General features: G+C 69.3%; 16 protein-coding genes. 6 read left to right on the plus strand and 10 right to left on the minus strand.

Annotation, left to right across the window (positions count from 1 at the left end; genetic code table 11):
- Nucleotides 1-85: 85 nt before the first annotated feature.
- The 7 genes from LG334_RS02880 to LG334_RS02910 form a co-directional block, all read right to left on the minus strand.
- Entirely contained in the window at nucleotides 86-991 is a 906-nt protein-coding gene (locus LG334_RS02880) for an FAD:protein FMN transferase (protein WP_404383113.1), read from the minus strand.
- Nucleotides 988-1,527, minus strand: a complete 540-nt coding sequence (locus tag LG334_RS02885) for a nitrous oxide reductase accessory protein NosL (protein WP_404383115.1) — start codon at nucleotides 1,525-1,527, stop codon at nucleotides 988-990. Before LG334_RS02885 ends, LG334_RS02880 begins: the two co-directional genes overlap by 4 nt.
- 2 nt (nucleotides 1,528-1,529) lie before the next feature.
- On the minus strand, nucleotides 1,530-2,357 hold the full coding sequence (locus LG334_RS02890; RefSeq protein ID WP_404383117.1) for an ABC transporter permease subunit: 828 nt from the start codon (nucleotides 2,355-2,357) through the stop codon (nucleotides 1,530-1,532).
- On the minus strand, nucleotides 2,354-3,292 hold the full coding sequence (locus tag LG334_RS02895) for an ABC transporter ATP-binding protein (protein ID WP_404383119.1): 939 nt from the start codon (nucleotides 3,290-3,292) through the stop codon (nucleotides 2,354-2,356). The genes LG334_RS02890 and LG334_RS02895 overlap by 4 nt, the downstream gene beginning before the upstream one ends.
- Nucleotides 3,289-4,641 carry a nitrous oxide reductase family maturation protein NosD gene (locus LG334_RS02900; protein WP_404383121.1) on the minus strand — a complete coding sequence of 451 codons (1,353 nt, stop codon included), beginning with the start codon at nucleotides 4,639-4,641 and terminating at the stop codon, nucleotides 3,289-3,291. The genes LG334_RS02895 and LG334_RS02900 overlap by 4 nt, the downstream gene beginning before the upstream one ends.
- Complete coding sequence (gene nosZ, locus LG334_RS02905; protein ID WP_404383123.1) at nucleotides 4,641-6,578, minus strand: TAT-dependent nitrous-oxide reductase; 1,938 nt, start codon at nucleotides 6,576-6,578, stop codon at nucleotides 4,641-4,643. Before nosZ ends, LG334_RS02900 begins: the two co-directional genes overlap by 1 nt.
- Before the next feature lie 68 nt (nucleotides 6,579-6,646).
- Entirely contained in the window at nucleotides 6,647-8,887 is a 2,241-nt protein-coding gene (locus tag LG334_RS02910) for a 4Fe-4S binding protein (protein WP_404383125.1), read from the minus strand.
- A 547-nt stretch (nucleotides 8,888-9,434) separates the two neighbouring features.
- Between LG334_RS02910 and LG334_RS02915 the strand changes: the two genes are divergently transcribed.
- From LG334_RS02915 to LG334_RS02940, 6 genes are all read left to right on the plus strand, one after another.
- A complete protein-coding gene (locus LG334_RS02915; RefSeq protein WP_404386291.1) occupies nucleotides 9,435-9,608 on the plus strand; it encodes a DUF2141 domain-containing protein in 174 nt (57 codons plus the stop codon).
- Nucleotides 9,609-9,841: 233 nt separating this feature from the next.
- Nucleotides 9,842-11,245: a solute carrier family 23 protein gene (locus LG334_RS02920; RefSeq protein ID WP_404383127.1), complete on the plus strand. Its 1,404-nt coding sequence runs from the start codon at nucleotides 9,842-9,844 to the stop codon at nucleotides 11,243-11,245.
- Between the two features lie 141 nt (nucleotides 11,246-11,386).
- Entirely contained in the window at nucleotides 11,387-14,122 is a 2,736-nt protein-coding gene (locus LG334_RS02925) for a phosphoenolpyruvate carboxylase (RefSeq protein WP_404383129.1), read from the plus strand.
- 86 nt (nucleotides 14,123-14,208) lie between these two features.
- Complete coding sequence (locus LG334_RS02930) at nucleotides 14,209-15,645, plus strand: hypothetical protein (RefSeq protein ID WP_404383131.1); 1,437 nt, start codon at nucleotides 14,209-14,211, stop codon at nucleotides 15,643-15,645.
- Between the two features lie 76 nt (nucleotides 15,646-15,721).
- Nucleotides 15,722-15,898: a hypothetical protein gene (locus tag LG334_RS02935; protein WP_009542787.1), complete on the plus strand. Its 177-nt coding sequence runs from the start codon at nucleotides 15,722-15,724 to the stop codon at nucleotides 15,896-15,898.
- A 92-nt stretch (nucleotides 15,899-15,990) separates the two neighbouring features.
- Nucleotides 15,991-16,842, plus strand: coding sequence for a MipA/OmpV family protein (locus tag LG334_RS02940; RefSeq protein ID WP_404383133.1), 852 nt, complete (start codon nucleotides 15,991-15,993; stop codon nucleotides 16,840-16,842).
- 7 nt (nucleotides 16,843-16,849) lie between these two features.
- Here the strand turns inward: LG334_RS02940 and LG334_RS02945 are convergent, their stop codons facing one another.
- The 3 genes from LG334_RS02945 to LG334_RS02955 are packed head-to-tail and all read right to left on the minus strand — an operon-like array spanning nucleotide 16,850 to nucleotide 17,889.
- Nucleotides 16,850-17,305: a hypothetical protein gene (locus LG334_RS02945; RefSeq protein ID WP_404383135.1), complete on the minus strand. Its 456-nt coding sequence runs from the start codon at nucleotides 17,303-17,305 to the stop codon at nucleotides 16,850-16,852.
- A gap of 47 nt (nucleotides 17,306-17,352) precedes the next feature.
- The gene (locus LG334_RS02950; protein WP_404383137.1) at nucleotides 17,353-17,700 is read right to left on the minus strand and encodes a GRAM domain-containing protein; all 348 of its coding nucleotides are present in this window, start codon (nucleotides 17,698-17,700) and stop codon (nucleotides 17,353-17,355) included.
- Nucleotides 17,701-17,727: 27 nt separating this feature from the next.
- A complete protein-coding gene (locus LG334_RS02955) occupies nucleotides 17,728-17,889 on the minus strand; it encodes a hypothetical protein (RefSeq protein ID WP_404383139.1) in 162 nt (53 codons plus the stop codon).
- Between the last annotated feature and the right edge of the window lie 132 nt (nucleotides 17,890-18,021).

The raw sequence follows: 18,021 nt of genomic DNA on the forward strand, positions 1-18,021 counted from the left end.
GCATCCGATCCGAAACAGAAGAGGGGCTGGAGCGGGATGGTAGAAGCCGGGCGCGCCGGTGCAAAGGCTTGCGGGCGTCCGCCCCCTAGGTCTCCACCGCCCAGATCGCCGTCGCGCCGCCGGCGCGAGCCACGCCGTCCCGCCGCGCGGCAGGCATGAGGGCAAGCGCCGTGGACAGGGCGTCGGCGGTGGTCGCCGTCGGCGCCTGTACCGTCACGCGGCGGAGCCGGCCGCCGGCGCGGCCCGTCGCAGGGTCCAGGATGTGCCCGCCGCTGGCCGCCGGCTCGGTGGTGGCGAGCGCCCCCTCCCGCAGCGGCAGGGGCTCGGCATCCGCGCCCGGAGCGACCGTCCACGGACGGCCGTCGGGATGGGGGCCCAGCGCCCGCGTCTCGCCGAGCGATACAAGGACACCTTCAAGCCCCGCGCCGCGCAGCAGGTCGGCCACGCGATCGGTGACATAGCCCTGGGCGATGCCGTTGAGGGTCACCGCCATGCCCGGACGGTCGAGCGTGACGCGCGCCGGCTCCACCCGCAGGCCGCGCCAGTCCACCAGCGTCCGCGCCGCAGCGACCTCCCGCGCCGTCGGCTCGGTGCCCGCCTGGAGATGGCGGGCGCGCAGGGCCCAGAGCGGCTGAACCGTGACGTCGAAAGCGCCGTCGGTCAGGGTCGAGACGGCGCGCGCCCGGCCCAGGACATCCACCAGTTCCAGGGGCGGCGCGTCCAGGGCGCCGGCGCGGTTCAGCCGCGACAGGGCGCTGCCCGGACGGTAGAGGCTGAAGACGTCCTCCAGCCGGTCGATCTCGGCCCGCAGGCGCGGCAGCAGGTCCATGGCGGCGGCGGGCAGGATCATCTCGGCCCGGGCACCCATGGCTGTGCCGGTCCAGCGGCGCAAGCCGGTGCCGGCGCGGGCGGGGACGGCGCCGCCAAGGGCCAGGGCGGCGGCCCCGGTGCCGGCGGCGATGGAGATGAAGCGGCGCCGGCTCAGGCTCATTTGTGGCCCTCCCCGTGATCCATGTTCATGCCCATGTCCATGCCCTCCTCGGGCGAACTCAGAATGTAGTCGTCGGGGATGTCGTCCCACATCACCACGTCGCCGCCGCGCTCGCTGGCGAAGGCATCGGCGGCGGACCGGTCCGAGAACGGCACCGGCTCGGGCATGCCCATGCCGCCGCGCGCGTCGCTGCCGATGACGTAGAAGGCGTCGCGGGCGGGCATCCAGGTATCCGGGGCCTCCCAGCTTTGCGCCGTCGCCATGTCGGAGACGTACATGGCGGCGATGTCCTTGCTTTCCTCGGGCAGCAGGGTGAAGGCCTTCACGTCGCGCACGGCGGGGAACCACAAGATCTTGCCGTCCTCCAGGTGGATCTGGCCGCGCGGGCCGTCGTGGTCGACCAGGATCATGCGGCCGAAGTGGGTGATGGCATCGCGTGTCGGCTCAACCGGCGGCGGCGCGTCGGCCGTGGTGGTGCCGTCGTCGCAGGCGGCGAGCGCGAAGGCCAGCAGGGGAATGGCGATCCAGCGGCGCATGATCAGGGTTCCTTCCGCGAAAAAATGGTCCAGGCGACGGCCAGCGGGGCGGCGATCCATGCGGCCAGCGCAAGCGCGGGCCAGGCGACCGACAGGTCGGCCACCACGGCATCCAGCCCGGCGATGGTGCCGGCGCCCTCAAACCCGGTCAGGGTCACCAGGCGATAGGCGTCGGCGGGATTGGCGAGCAGCCAGACCGTCAGCGTGTCACCCAGGAAACCCTGGCCGCCCGTCGCCACCAGGGCGCCCAGAAGGCCCATGTCGTAGAGCACCACCAGGAACAGCCACACGACGACCGCCACGCCGGCGGCGGTTGTGCGCTCGGCCACCGCCACGCTGATGACGTAGCCGACGGCGACGAAGGCGAGGCCCAGGCCGATGGAGGCCAGCACCAACCCGCCGAAGCTCCACCACTCGGCGGCGGCGGGCGCGGCCTCGGCCGTCAGGGCGATGGCGACGGCGGCGCTTCCGAAGCCGATGGTGGTGGCAAAGGCCAGGATGGCCGCATGCCCCAGAAACTTGCCCAGCACCACCTGCCAGCGGCTGACCGGGTAAGCCAGCATGAGCAGCAGCGTTCCCCGCTCCTTCTCGCCGACGATGGCGTCGAAGCCCAGCAGCAGGGCGATCAGCGGCAGCAGGTAGATGGACAGGCTGGACAGCGAGACGATGGTGACCGTCAGCCGCCCCGTTTCCACCGCCCCGAAGGGCGCGCTGCCCACCAGCGCAAGGGCCAGGGCCAGCGCGGCGAGGATCAGGGTGGCCGCCGCGACCCAGCGGTTGCGCAGGCCCTCGCGGATTTCGCGGCCGGCGATGGTGAGGACGCCGTTCATGACAGGGTCTCCTCGTCCGGGGCGGCGGGACCGCCGAAGTGGGCGTAGACGTCCTCCAGGCTGGGCGGCAGGACGTCCAGGTCCTCCACCATGCTGTCGGAACCGCAGGACAGCCGCCGCAGCGCCTCCATCTTGCCGGCCACGGGCACGCCCAATTCCACGGACCGGCCGTTGGCACCCAGAACGGTCGCGCCGGCGCCGACCCGATCGGCGGCCTGCTGCGCCCCGCCCTCGGGCACGCGGACGCGGATGCGCACCGGCAGGCCGGCAGCCTCCTGCAGGCCCCGGAGGGTGTCGCAGGCGACCAGCTTGCCGCCGCGCATGATGGCGATGCGGTCGGTGCGCAGTTGCAGTTCCGTCAGCACGTGGGAGGACAGCAGAATGGTCACGCCGCGCGCCTTCATCTCTTGCAGGATGGTGAAGAAGGCCTGCCGCAGCATGGGGTCCAGGCCGGTCGTCGGCTCGTCGAGCAGCAGAAGCCGGGGCTCTCCCAGCAGCGCCTGGGCAAGCCCGAGGCGCTGGCGCATGCCCTTGGAATAGGTGCGCACGGGTTTCCGCTGGGCATCGGTCAGGCCGACCACCTCCAGCAGCTCCGCCACCTGGGCCTTCGGCGCACCCTTGAGCCGGGCGTAGAAGGCCAGCGCCTCACGCCCCGTGGAGCCGCCGGTGAAGCTGACGTTTTCCGGCAGGAAGCCGACCGCCCGCCGCGCCGCAGCGCCACCGCCTTGAGTGCCCAGGACGGACAGCCGCCCGGCGCTGGGGCGGGTCAGGCCCAGCAGCATCTTCATGAGCGTCGTCTTGCCCGCGCCGTTGTGGCCGAGCAGCGCCAGGAACTCGCCCTCCGGCACCGCCAGCGACAGGCTGTCGACGGCGGTGAAGGCGCCGTAGCGCTTGGTGAGGCCTTCCAGGCGGATGGCGTCGCGGGTATCGGTCATTGCTCGGGAACCTCCGCCATCTGGGGTGCGGCCGCCTCCGCCGGTGGCTGCATGAGGGGGTAGGGGTCGACCACGCCGCCGGGCAGGATCGCCGGGAAGGCCGACTGCGCCCAGCGGACGATCTGCACGGCCGGGCTGGTCAGCAGCAGCTTGGCCTTCGGCGCCCGCCAGACGATCTGATCCACCAGGCCGTTGGGACGGTACGGGCGGTCGGCGATGCCGTCGGCATTGAGGTCGAAGGCGGCGTTGTCGGACCAGTAGTTGCCCACGCCGTCCTCCGCCCACTCCAGGTGCGTGGTGCCGACGTACTTCACCTGGCTTTCGTTGTTGATGAAGGCGTTGCGCACAATGGTGTTGCGCTCCGACCCCGCCGTGAAATGGATGCCGATGCCGCAGCCCTCGAAGCGGTTGCCGCGGAACTCGTTCTTGTTGGCGTTGTAGATGAAGACGCACTTCTCGCCGCCGTCCACCACCGCGTTGCCGCGCATGGTCGAGGAATTGGCGTAGTTGAACAGCAGGCCGTGGTCGCGGTCGCCCCGGCTGAGGTTGTCTTCCACCGTCAGATGGTGGCTGAACATGATGACGTAACCGGCGTCATTGTTCCGCGAGACGTTGCCGCGCAGGATGCTGCGGTTGGTGTACATGTAGTGGACCGCGAACCGGACGCCGTCCATGGTGTTGCCGGCAAAGACGTTGTCCTTGGACGTGGTGGTGAAGATGCCGTCGCGCCCGCCCGTGATGGTGTTGCCGACGATCCGGCTTCCCGGCGTGTTCCAGAGGTGGATGCTGTTGCCGCGTTCGTTCACGCGCAGGTCGGTGCGGCCGGCGATGTGGTTGCCCTTGACCACCGCGTCGTCGGGACCCTTGAGGTAGACGCCGATCAGGTTGTGCTCGAGGCGGTTGCCCTCGACCAGCGCCCGGTCGGCGGCCTCGGTCACGAAGATGCCGCTGTGCTCCTCGTTGAGGCTGTCGCCGGAGTTGCGGACCGTCAGGCCCTTCACGGTGATATCCGGCGCGGCGAGCGTCAGGACGTGGCCCGCGCCGCCGCCGTCGATCACGGCACCGGCTTCGCCGATCAGCGTCAACGGCTTGTCGATGGTCACGCCACCGGCATAGGTGCCCTCGGGTAGGCGCACGACCCCGCCCGGCTCTGCGGCGCCGACAAGGGATGCGAGGTCCTGCGCCTGCCGGAGGGCGTTGCCGCCGACAGAGACGGCCGTTGCCGTTCCGCCGACAGGGTCGGCCGATACCGTTCCGCCGACAGGGTCGGCGGGGGCCGCGCCCGCCCCGGCGGTCAAAAAGACCGCCGAGACGAGCGCGAACGCCGTTATGAAGGATGGGGCGCGCATTACGCCTTGCTCTTCGGGTGGACCAGCATGCGGCCGCGCATTTCCATGTGCAGCGCATGGCAGAACCACTGGCAGTAGTACCAGTGCACGCCCGGCCGGTCGGCGGTGAAGGTGACCGACGCGGTGGCCTGCGGTGCCAGCTCCATCACAACGCCGTAGTTGGCAAGGGTGAAGCCGTGGGTCAGGTCGTCCACGTCGTCGATGTTGGTGATGGCAATGGTCACCTCGTCGCCCTGGTTGACCTCGAACTCTTCCAGCGAGAACAAGGGCGCCTGCGACGTCATGAAGACGAAGACCTTGTTGCCTTCGCGGATCACGTCGGCTGCCGCCTCGGGATCAATGCCCTTGGACCGGATCAGCTCCACCGTGTCCTTGAAGATGGGGTCTTCGCGATCCCAGGCGTTCTTCGGGTTGACGATGTCGGCCCGAACGATGATGCCGTCATGCGGCTCGGCGAAGGTGGGGCCGTCGTGGACCAGCTGCATGGGCTGGCTTTCGTCGGCGATGCTGATGAGCTGATCGTTCTCCGGCTTCAGCGGACCCACGTTGAGGAACCGGTCCTTGGAGAACTTGTTCAGCGACACCAGCCACTTGCCGTCGGCCTCCTTGGTCTCGCCCATGGAGGTGCTGTTGTGGCCCGGCTGATAGTGGACGTCGATCTTCTCCAGGATGGGATCGACATCGGCGCCGTTGAAGGCCTCGATCGCCTTTTCGATGTTCCACTTGGCGACCTGGCTGTCGATGAACAGCGTGGTGTAGCCGTTGCCGCGCCCGTCGAAGGCGGTGTGGAGCGGACCCAGACCCAGCTGCGGCTCCGCCACGATGGCGCTGCGGGGATCGGCGCCGTTCTCGAAAAGCGCATCCAGCTTGGTGACGTCCATCACCGACACCGTCGGAGACAGCTTGCCGTTGATGACGACATGCTTGCCGTCCGGCGCGGTGTTGATGCCGTGCGGGCTGGTGGAGATGGGAATGTAGGCGGTGTACGGCGAGCCCTTGGTGCCGTCCAGCACCGGAACGCCATTCATCATGGTGGCCTTGCCGTTCTTCACGGCCTCTTCGATGCGGGCGATGTTGAAGACGACCACATGGTCCTGCTCGTTGGCAGTCATTTCCGCCAGCGTCATGCCCATTTCGGCATTGTAGCTGGTGGAGAAGGCGTATTTGCCCTGGTAGTCGCAGTCGACGTTGTCCAGGTTGCCGGACACGATGACCTGCCACGCCACCTCCATCGTCTCGCCGTCGACGGCCGAGAAGATGCAGCGATAGGCGTCGGTGTTCTTCATGTCGCGCCCGTCGTTGGGCAGCGGCGCCTCGTGCTCGCCGTTGCAGAAGACGTAGCCCGTGCGCGGGTACTTCTGCGGGCGCATGCCGTGAATGTCATGCGCGTTGGGGATCTCGATGATCTTGTCGGGCTTCATCACGTCGCAGCGGATGCGGGCGACGCGCGTGTTGGCCTTGTCGTTGATCCAGATGTAGCGGCCGTCGTAGGTGCCGTCGGTGAACGACATGTGGGGGTGGTGGGCGTCGCCGTTCTGGTAGATGCCGCCGCGGTTGGCGAGGAACGCCTTCGTTTCCTCGGTCAGGCCTTCGGTCAGGATGCGGCGGCTTTCGTTGGTGATGCCCCAGCCCGTCGCGCTGTCGATGTTGAACACCGGAATGCGCATCAGCTCGCGCATGGAGGGGACGCCGAAGATGCGCACCTCGCCGGTCTGACCCGAAGACCAGAAACCGTAGTATTCGTCCAGTTCGCCGGGAGCGACGGCGCCGGCCGCGCCGGCCTCGGCCGCGTTGGCAGCGCGGATCGGGCCGCCAGTGAGCGTCGCACCGCCCACGCCGGCCGCCCCCGCGACCCCGGCCAGCACCGCGCCCTTGGCGGTGTTGCCCAGAAGGTCGCGGCGGGAGACGCCGTCCCTGCTCTCGTCACGCTTGATCATGTTGCAATCCTCCGTATCGGTCTTGCTTGCTTGTTGTCTTCCACACCCTCGGGTCATTGCCGGGGCGGTTACTGGGCCGGTGTTTCCTCGGGAACCGGGGTCGCGGCCTCTTTCTTGTCCTTGTCGCGCCCGGCCTTGCGGGCGGCGGAGTGACGGCGTTCCTTCTTCAGGCGCCGGGTCACGTTGTGGGGGCAGCGGTGCTGGTCCAGGTAAAGCTCCTGGCAGTGCATGCAGTAGATGCACTCGTTGGGATTGATGTGCCCCTCGGGGTGGATGGACTGCACCGGGCACTCGCGGGCGCAGCGCTGGCACGACGTGCCGCACTCCGGCCAGCGCTTCAGCCACTCGAACATGCGGATGCGGCCGGGGATCGCCAGCGCTCCGCCCAGCGGGCAGATGTAGCGGCAGAAAAAGCGCTCGATGAACAGGCCGGCGACCAGCAGCGCGAGGGCGAAGGCCACGAACGGCCAGTCGCGGATGAAGTTCAGGATGATCGCCGTCTTGAAGGGCTCCACCTCCGACATCTTCTCGGCCAGCGCGAGGTCGTAGAGGGCCAGGGCGAACAGCACCAGGAAGATCATGTACTTGAAGGGCCACAGCCGTTCATGCAGGCGCCAGGGCACTGTGATCTGCTTGACGCCGAAACGGCGGCCGATGCGGTTGGTCAACTCCTGCAGGGCGCCGAAGGGGCACAGCCAGCCGCAGAAGGGACCCCGGCCCCAGAACAGCAGGGAGGCGGCGACGGCGAACCACAGGATGAACACCAGCGGGCCCATCAGGAAGTACTGCCAGCTGAACCCGGTCGCCATGGAGTTGGACAGCGTCAGCAGGTTGACGACCGACAGCTGCGCATTGCTGATCCAGCCGATCCACACCAGCGTGTAGGCCAGGAAGGCATAGCGGATGCCCTTCAGAAGCTTCGGCCGCTTGACAACCACGTCCTGGAAGAAGAACACGATGGTCAGGAAGATCAGCGAGGCCGACAGCAGGCCGATGCTCCAGGCGTTGGACTGCCAGATGTTCTTCCACAGTGCGTCGCGGGCGGCGGCTTCCTCGGCGGCGTCGTCGGCGGCCTGGGCCTGCGTCTGAGCGGCGGGCTCGGCCGGCGCGGGGGGCGGCGGCGGTTCGGTCAGGTAGGTCTCGGGAACGGCGTAGGACAGGTCAAAGGTCACGAAGGCCTTGTCCAGCGGGCCGGTCGGGCGCTGCACCAGAAGGTCGAGCGTCCACGGCGTGGCGGGCTGGAACTCCACGTCCGCCGGTATGTAGAACAGGCCCACTTCGTCGAACTTCGGTGCGCCCCCGGCCGCCACGTCGCGCAGCCGCTTGTGCTGGCGGTCCTGGAAGCGCACCGACGTGGTGTCCTGGCTAAGCTGGATGCGGTCGAAGATGCCGCCGCGCACGTAGCCCGAGCCTTTGAAGGAATAGCGGCCCTGCCCCATGATCAGCAGGGCGGACTGCCCCTCCTCCAGAGTCTGTTGCAGGTTGCGCCACTCGTTCTCGCCCAGCAGCGAGCGGCCGATGGTCGGCACGCTGACCTGCGCGACGTAGAGGTCGATGAAGGTGTCGTCCGGCGCGCCCTTCTCCGGCCGCTCGGCGGCTTCCGGGTTGCCGGACTGTTCGAAGGCCTCGTTGACCTGGCCGACGGTCAGCCTCAGGCGGCGCACCGCGCCTTCGCCCAGCAGGGTCTGCCAGTCCTTGACCTCCACGGGCTGGTCGCGGTCGATCTCGCGCAGCGGTGCGGCGGGTTGCGCACCCGCGGCCTCCAGGCCGCCAAGCCCCAGGCGCCGCGCGACCTTGGCCGCGCCGCGCGTGACGCTGTCGTACATCACCAGGACGGTCACCGTGGCGCCCGAGATGATGTCAGGCTCGCCGGTCTCGGCCGGCGCGGTCATGGTGATGGCGTCGTAGCCGACGATCGCCTGATTGTAGTCGCGGATTCGTTTTTCCGGGATGCCGATGAGCACGATGGGCTCGTGGTGCTCCACCATGCGCACGCCGGAAATCACGCCGTCGGTGGTCATGCCGGCCAGAATGTGGATGGGGCGGCCGGAATAGCCGGTGGCGTTGGTGAAGTCAGAATTGAGGAAGACGTAGCCCGCGACCTCATCGCCCGCATAGGCCGGCACCACCGGCGGCTCCCCCTGGGGCTCGCCCAGGCGGTCGGCGCCCGGCACCAGCTCGGCGGCGCTCACCTTGCCCAGGTACTCGTCCAGGCTGGCGGCCGCGGCCGGCAGGGCCGTGGCGATCAGGCCGAGGAGGGCCAGCAGGGCCGTCGTCAGGGGGCGGAGGCGCGGGGCTTTGGCGGACATTGCACTCCCTCATGCCCGGGAACGGGCGAACGCTGTCAGTGCGCGGAGTGTGGATGGCCGTCGACCCCGCGACCTTGACGCTGGTCAAGTCACCGTTTCGTGCAGGAGCAACGTCCACAACACGCGCCCGTTGCAGGCGCCGGTGGCCGCAAAAGGGCGCTCCAGGTGTCGACGGAGGAATCTGCGCGCAAACCCCCGCGCGCGGGGTGCCGGGGGCGGGCGTCGGCCTGGTACAGGCCCTCGGGGCACCGGCGCGACTCGGGGATGTTCGGGTTGAGGGTGTCGCCCGGCGCCGGTTCACGGGAACCCGGGGGACGCCGGGAAGGACCAGAACCCGACCCGGGCGACGATCAAGAGGCTACCGCCGCCAGCCCTTGAACGCATTGCGCATTGTCAGTGGTCTTGCGAACTGGACGCATCAGGCGTCAAGGCAGAAAAAAGGCGCCTGCGCCCTGGCCGTCCGCTCCGCCACCGAGGCCGAGGCCGAGGCCGAGGCGGGCGGGATGACGGTCATCTTCGAGGGCCTCTGGCCGGTGAGCACGCCGTCATCGTCACCCATGACGAGAACGGCAACGGCCGCATGGATCGCTTTCTGGGCATGATCCCGACGGAAGGCTACGGCCTCAGCAACGATCCCGCCGTCACCGGTTCGCCCGCCTTCGCCGACAGCGCCTTTCCCGTCATGGGCGACACCAGCATCGTCGTGCCGCTGCACTACTGAAGGCCGATCGGCCCCTTGCGAGCCCTTCCGTTTCGCCAATGGAAGGGCTTTTTCGCGTGCGGATGCAACGGCGCCGCAGCCAGCCCGAAAGGGTGGGTTTCGTCGGTTGCTTTCCATGCGATTTTGGCTATGCTGCGCTGCGTCATGGGCATAACAAAACCCGGTGCCCGCGATGACCGCCGCGTTCCCGGCGCGGCGCTTTTCTCGCCAAGGAAGGGGAATACGCTTTGCTTTTGAAGCGCCAATTCGGGGAGGAGCATCCCTATTGGTCGGCTGGTCCGTTCAAGATCCGCCTGCCGTTCATTCACTACCGCTGGGAGACGGCGGAAACCGTTCAGGCCCTGGTGCTGTTCGTGGTCGCCATGGGCATGATCCCGCTGCTCAAGCAGTACCTGGGCCTGCCGCATGACGTCGCGCTTGCGTTCGTCGCCATCTGCGGCATCGGCTTCATGCTGCCGAACCTGCTGGGCGTGCCGTTCGTGCCCGGCTGGATTACGCCGGCCATTCCCGTCGTGCTGCTGTTCGTCGGCCAGTTCGAGCCCGGACCCGAGGCCATCAAGGCCCTTGTGGCCCTGCAGGCCGTGGTGGCGTTCATCTTCCTGTTCATGGCGGTGACCCGCCTGGGCAGCAAGCTGGTCAACGTCATTCCGAACTCCATCAAGGGCGGCATTCTGCTGGGCGCGGGCATCGCGGCCATCACCGGCGAAATCCAGGAAGGCGGGCGCCTATACAACACGCCCATCTCGCTGGCCGTCGGCTGCTTCGCCACCGCCTTCATCCTGTTCTCGCTGAGCTTCCGCCACTGGTCGGAAACCCACCGCTGGGCCAAGATCCTGTCCAGCTACGGCATGGTCCCGGGCATGATCGCCGCCATGCTGATCGGCTGGGGCATTTCCGAATACCCGCTGCCGGACATCCAACTGGGCGTCGCGGTGCCGGCCTTCGGCAGCGTGCTGGACTACACCGTCTTCGGTGTCGGCCTGCCCAGCTGGGACCTGCTGCTTCTGGCGGTTCCGACGGCGATCATCGCCTACATCATCGCCTTCGGCGACATCATCGTCGGCCAGACGCTCATCAAGCGCGTCGACCACCTGCGCCCCGACGAGAAGATCGAGGTGGACGTCGACCGCGCACACCTGGTGACCGGCATCCGCAACGTCATGCACGCCCTGGTCGCGCCCTACCCGGGGCTTGCCGGCCCGCTGTTCACCGGCGCCATGGCGACGATTGCCGAGCGCTACCGCCAGGGCCGTTCGGCCATGGACACCATCTACTCGGGCGCCGGCGTGTTCTGGATCGTGGGCTTCATCGCCCTGTTCCTGCTGCCGCTGGTCAGCCTGTTCCAGCCGGTGCTGCCCATCGCCCTGTCGATCACGCTGATCATCACGGGCTACCTGTGCATCGCCGTCGGCGTGGAGCAGGTGGACAGCGCGACGTCGATGGGTGTCGCCGGCACCATGGGCGTGGTGCTCGCCGTCCACGGCGCCGCCTGGGGCCTGGGTATCGGCCTGGTGCTGTGGTTCCTGCTGGAAAAGCGCGCCAAGGGCGTCAAGGACGAGGAAGAGATCCACGTCCTGGAAGATGCCCCGGTGGACCCCGAGCACGAGGCCCCGGTCGCCAAGCCGGCCGCCGAGTAGGGGCCGCGCAAGGCTGACATGACGGTCTGACGTCGGGCCGGCGCGTCCTTCCCGGGGATGTGCCGGCCCGATTGTATTTTGACTTGGACTCGTTCGCCCCACACACTCCTCCATCCAGACGCAAGGAGGGGAGGAGGTTTGATGTCGTTCGCCAGCGGCCTGCACGTGGACTTTGAAAAAATCCAGCGGGATTACGCCTTCCTGATCGACTGCTTCCGAGAGGTTCTGGTCGAATCGGGCGATGCCCCCGCGGCGCGCCTCCTGGACCCCGCCACGGCCGGCGACGCCGCGCAGGATGCCGACCCGGAACGGGTGATCCAGGCGGCGTCGGTCGCCTTCCAGCTTCTGCGCATGGTGGAAGAGAACGCCAACGCCCAGAGCCGCCGCGTTCTGCAGCAGGAGGGACGCCTGCAAGAGGATTCGGGGTCGTGGGAGCAGACCCTGCGCGGCCTCGGCGCCCGCGGACTCGATGCCGCCGCCGTGGCCGACGCCGTCGACGCCGCGCGGGTCGAGGCCGTGCTGACCGCCCATCCCACCGAAGCCAAGCGCCAGACGGTGCTTGAGCACCACCGCGCTCTCTACCTGCTGCTGGTCGGGCGCGAGAACACCATGTACACCGACCAGGAGCGCGAGGCCCTGCGCGACCGCATCAAGGCGTCGCTGGAGTCGCTGTGGCGCACCGGTGAAATCTTCCTGGAAAAGCCGGACCTCGAGTCCGAGCGCCGCCACGTCCTGCACTTCCTGCGTCACGTCTTCCCCGAGGTCCTGCCGCACCTGCGCGCCCGCCTGCATCAGGCGTGGCAGGCCGAAGGTCTCGACGCCGCCGTCCTGGCCGAGCGCCGTCCGTGGCCGCGGGTGCGGTTCGGCTCGTGGGTGGGCGGCGACCGCGACGGACATCCTTTCGTCACCGCCGAGTTCACCGCCGAGACGCTGGCGAAGCTGCGCGCCGGCGCCCTGGACCTTCTGCGTGAGAAGCTGCGCGCGGTGGCGGTTCGGCTCAGCCTGTCCGACCGTCTCCAGCCCCCGCCGGCGGCGCTGACAGCCATGGTGGAGCGCACGGCCGCCCTGCTGGGCCCCGCCGGAGCGCGGGCAGTGGCGCGCAATCCCGGCGAGACGTGGCGGCAGGCGCTGAACCTGATGCTGGCCCGCCTGCCCGACGGCGACGGCCCCGCCCCCTATGCCGGGGCGGACGAACTGGCCGCCGACCTGGCGGTGGTGGAGGAGGCGTTGCGGGCGGTGGGCGCCCACCGGCTGGCCGACGACGCGCTGCTGCCGCTGCGCGACCTGGTGGAGACCTTCGGCTTCCATCTGGCGCGGCTGGACATCCGCCAGAACAGCCGCTTCCACGAACTCGGCTTCAGCCAGCTCATGACCCGCGCCGGCCTCGACGGCGAGGCGTTCCTGGCCGCCGACGAGGCCGGGCGCCGCGCGGTGCTGGATGCGGAACTGCAAAGCCCGCGCCCCTTCACGCGCGGTGGAACCCGGGGCGTCGGGCCCGAGGCCGACGCCGTGGTGGCCTGTCACCGCGTGCTGGCCAAGGAGATCGCCGCCCACGGCGCCGGCGGCCTTGGCGCGCTGATCGTCAGCATGACGCGCTCGGTCTCGGACCTGTTGGTGGTCTATCTTTTCGCGCGCGAGGCGGGCCTGCTGGAGGAAACCGACGAGGGCGCCGTCTGTCCGCTGAACGTGGTGCCGCTGTTCGAGACCATCGACGACCTGGAGCGCAGCGCCGCCATCCTGGACGACTACCTGAGCCATCCCATGGTCAGGCGCTCGCTGCGGGCGCAGGCGGATGCGTGGGGGCTGGACGGTCCGCTGCAGCAGGTGATGGTGGGATACAGCGATTCCAACAAGGACGGCGGCATCTGGGCCAGCCGCTGGGGGCTGTACCGCGCGCAGGAGGCCCTGGCAGAGGTGGGCCGCAAGCACGGCGTGCGCATCCGCTTCTTCCACGGACGCGGCGGCAGCATCAGCCGCGGCGCCGGGCCGACGCACCGCTTCCTCAAGGCGCTGCCGCCGCACGCGCTCAACGGCGACCTGCGCCTGACGGAACAGGGCGAGGTGATTTCGCAGAAATACGCCAACCGCATCACCGCCGTGCATAACCTGGAGCTTCTGTGCGCCGGCACCGTACGCTCCACCGCCGCCGCCCGGCCCGACGCCGGCACCCACCCGCTGGCGCAGGTGATGGACGCGGTGTCGGAAGCCAGCCGCGCCGTCTACGCCGAGCTTCTGCAGCAGGACGGTTTCATGGCCTTCTTCAGCGGCGCCACGCCCATCGACGCCATCGAGGCCGCCCGTATCGGCTCGCGCCCCGTCCGCCGCACGGGGCAGCGCACCGTGGCCGACCTGCGCGCCATTCCCTGGGTGTTCTCGTGGAGCCAGTCGCGCTTCTATCTGTCGGGCTGGTATGGCGTGGGCAGCGCCCTCGCCCGGCTCAAGGCCCTGGCACCAGAGGATCACGCGCGGCTGGCGGCGGCGGTGTTCGAGTGGGCGCCGCTGCACTACGTCATCAGTTCCGTCGCCACCAGCCTGGCCACCACCGATGTGGACATCATGCGCCGCTATGCCGGCCTGGTGGAGGACGCGGGCGTACGCGACCGGTTCATGGCCCTGATCGAGGAGGAGCACGCCCGGACCAGCGATGCCCTGCGCGAGATCTACGGCGGCCCGCTGTCGGAGACCCGGCCGCGCATTCACCAGACGCTGGAACTGCGGCGCCCGGCGCTGGCGCAACTGCACGACCGGCAGGTGGACCTGCTGGGCCGCTGGCGCCGGGCCCGCGCCGAGCAGGACACGGAAACGGCGGCGGTGCTGGAAGGCCGCCTGCTGCTGACGGTCAACGCCATCGCCGCCGGCCTGGGGGCGACGGGCTGACGCCGGGCGCTCGGCCGACGGCGCAACGGCCGGGCCGCCTCTTCTGTTGAAGGGCTATCGTCCGTCCGTCCGCCGAAGGCGTCCGCATGAGCCTCCTCCGCTCCCTTGCCGCAGCCACCCGGTCGTCGCCTCTCGGCAGCTGGATGGGGCCGGCGGGACTGGTGGTGGCGGTGGTCGCCTTCCTGGCCTATGCCCCGACCGGGCGCGCGCCGATCCTGTGGACGGCCTGCGGCGGACTGGCCGTCTATCTGGCGAGCCAGGTTCCGGTTCTGCCGGCCAAGGGGCGGGTGTTTCTGGGCCTCGCGGCGATCACCGGCGCGGCGGCCTGGGTGCTGGAGGTTCCCTCCGACGCCCTGCGCGAGGGCCTGTACCGCGCCGTCTTCATCGCCAGCCTGTTCACCATGTTCGGCTATCTGCGCGACCCGGCGGAGGCCAGCCCGCGCATGCAGGCGGCCGGGCGATACCTGGCGGCGCGACGCCCGGGACGGCGCTATGCCGCCATGACCTTCGGCGGCCATTTGATGGCGCTGGCGCTGGGCATCGGGGTCGTCCACCTGCTGGGGACCATGGTCACCCGCGCCACGGCCGATACAGACAACCCCCACATCCGCCTGCGCCGCCGCCGCATGCTGTCGGCGGTGGCGCGGGCCTTCATCGTGATCCTGGCGTGGTCGCCGGCCAGCCTGGCCGTCGCCGTGGTGCTGTCGGACCTGCCCGAAACGTCGTGGGGTGCGGTCGCCCCCTGGTGTGCCGGTTATGCGCTGATGATGCTGCTCGCCGGCTGGGCGCTGGACCGCTTCGTCAAGGCCCCCGACGGCCGCGTCCCGCCGCCGCCGGAAAGCGACGCCGGCGCGCGGGTGCTGCTGCCGGTGTTGGGGCTGGTGGCGCTGGTGTTCGGGTTGGGAGCGGCGTGGAGCAGCCTGCTCGGCGTGCGGCTGGTGATCGGCGTGATGACGGCGGCGCCTTTGGTCGGCATGGGCTGGGTGATGCTCCAGTGCCTGCGGGACGGCGCCGGGCGGGGCGCGGCCGTAGGGCGCTTCGCCCGCCGGGTGGAGCGCCATGTCACGGACGAACTGCCGTCGCACCGGCTGGAGGTCGCCGTGCTGTCCTCGGCCGTGTTCGCGGGCTCGGTCGCCGTGGCGCTGGTGCCGACCGAGGCGCTGTCGTCCCTGTGGGCCGCCGTGCCGCTGCCGGGCTGGGCGCTGCTGTCCGTGCTGGCGGTGCTGGTGGTGGCGCTGGCGCAGGTGGGGCTGCATCCGGTCCTTCTGGTCACCGCCGTTTCGGGCGCGCTGCCGGCGCCGGGCGACCTGGGCGTGCCTGCGGCGGCGGTCGCGGTGGCGCTGACGGCGGCCTGGGCGCTCTCGGCGGCGTCGTCTCCCTATGCCGCCGTGACGCTGCTCATGGGCCGCATCGGGGGCGAGACGGCGGCGACCGTTGGACGGCGCTGGAACGGGCCGTGGACGCTGGCCTGCCTGGCGATCCTGGCGGTTTGGCTGCTGGTGCTGACCCAGTCGGGCGCTTAAGGCGTGCGTCCGCAACACGGCGGGCCGCCTGGCCGTAGTCTTTCCATCGACCCCACCGGAAACGCGAGGTGACGCCATGGATGACGACGTGCTGCGGGCGGCCCTGGACGCCATCGCCGAAAAGCGCGCAAGCGACGTGCACCCGGCCGTCCTCAAGGAATTGCAGGATGCCGGCCTCGCTCATCCCGAGCAGGAGCCCGCCACCCTGACCGACGCCGGCGAGGAGAAGCGGCGTCAACTGGGCGGCGGTTGATCGGGGCTGTGTGCAGGCGCGGGCGCAACGCCCAGGCGGTGTCGGCTGTTGATCAAGCGTTTGCCGAAGCTGCCGGAAAGGGTTGCGCCGCCATGCCCAAGACGTCCCCGTTCAAGACCGCCCTGCTGACGCTGTCCGCCGCCGCGCTCATGGCGGGCGCCGGAGCCGCCCCGGCACAGGCGCAGGGCGGTGACGGGGAGTCCGAAATGCCAGCGGACTCGGCGCCGGACGTCACCGCGCGCGTGGTGCTTGGCGGTGTCTGGGCGCCGGATTATATGGGCTCCGACGATCACGAGTTTCAGCCGTACCCGGAGGCCGACGTGTCCTACGGCGAGTACTATGCCAAGCTGCGCGGCTCGCGGCTGCGGCTGAACGTGGTGGATGATCCCAACTGGCACGCCGGACCGTTCGTCGCCTACACGCCCGACCGCAACGACGTCGAGGACGATCGCGTGGAGCGGCTGCCCGGCATCGATCCGGCGCTGGAGGTGGGCGGCTTCGTCGAATACGAGCACAGCGTCAAGCCCGAGGACCCGCGGTATGCCGAGCGCGTGCGGCTGATGGTGCGCCAGGACGTCACCGACGCCCACGGCGGTTGGCTGGCATCGCTGCGCGGAACCATCCAGCGCCCCCTGTTCCGCCCGACCATCGCGGCCCTGTCGGCGGGCGTGACCTACGCCAGCGACGACTACATGGACACCTACTTCGGCGTCTCGCCCGCCGGCGCGGCGCAGAGTGGGCTGTCCGCGTACGAGGCGGACGGCGGGGTGCGGGACGTCAACGTGTCATTGGCGGTCAACCAGTTCCTGTCCCGCACCTGGAGCGTCAGCGGCCGCGTCACCTATATGCGCCTGCTGGGCGACGCGGCCGACAGCCCGGTGGTCGACGATGCGGGCTCCGCCGATCAACTGGTGCTCATGCTGGGCGTGGGCTACCGGTTCTGAGCGGCGCCTATTCCAGCAGGATCTTGACGTTCTCCAGATAGGTGCTGGTGGCGGCCCGCGCACCGGCGTCCACGCGCCGGTCGGGATCGACCGGCATGGTGGCGAGGATGTCGTCGTAGCAGCCGATCAGGTATTCCCAGTCTTCGGCCGACCAGATGTCTTCCTCGGCGGCCGAGACGAACTGCCCGGCCGTCTGGGCCATCAGGTTGTCGTAGACGGCAACTTCGTCCGGCGTGGTGAGCCCTTCCTCGCGGAGCGTGTCCAGCAGGACGTAGTTGGCCGGATAGACGCGGCTGAGGAAGCGGTCCTCGTCCTCGTCGTTGAAATAGTCGATGAGGGCGTTTCCGGCGATGGCGCCGGAGCACTTGGCGGCGCGCACGACATCGGCGTTCAGGGTCTGCGCCTGGGCGCCGGCAGCCGAGCCCGCGACAAGCGCCGCGACGGCGACGATCAGTTTCTTCATGAGATCATTCCTTTGGGCGCCGCGCCTGTGTGGCGGCGGGATCGTGGTCAGGCGGCGGCCGGCACATCGGCGGGCAGGGCCTGCTTGATCGCGGCGGCCCATGCCTTGCGGCCGAAGACCGTGAAGCGGACGGTCGTGCCGTCGGTCGTCTCGACCGCCACGGCATTGGGCACGAGCGGCACCAATCCGAAAATCCTGGTCCACGAAGGCCGGGCCGAGCGGATGTCGGCGAGTTCCAACACGGTCGTACCGCCCTGGACGTTGATCGTATGCGCCTCGAACACCAGGCGCTGCGTGGTCAGGAAGAGCTTCCCGCCCACGGCCTCGATGTTCTTCTGCTGATTGGCGCGGCTTTCCTTGACGAGCGTCTCGCCATCGCGAAGTTCGGTTTTCATCCCGGCCCCCCTTTTCGCGGCAGGCCGTCAGGCCGGCAGCCGCTTGTTGACCATGATGAAGCCGATTCCCGACAGGATTGCCGTGACGGCGCCGATCAGCGCAGCAATGCCGATGTCACCGAACATCATGCCCCCCATCAGGACGCCGATGCAGCCGAGAATGATCAGCGCAATACCAATACCCTTCATGGTCTTCCCCCATTGCTGTATTCCTGCACGACATGCAGGGTCTTTTGCTTCTACCTGTCCCTGAACAGTGTTTCAATGCGAAACCGTATGTTCCTGCAAAGGAGAGGGGGTATTTCAGCCCTGGGGTGATGT

The sequence above is a fragment of the Caenispirillum salinarum genome (assembly GCF_044803115.1).
Classification (GTDB): domain Bacteria; phylum Pseudomonadota; class Alphaproteobacteria; order Rhodospirillales; family Rhodospirillaceae; genus Caenispirillum; species Caenispirillum salinarum_A.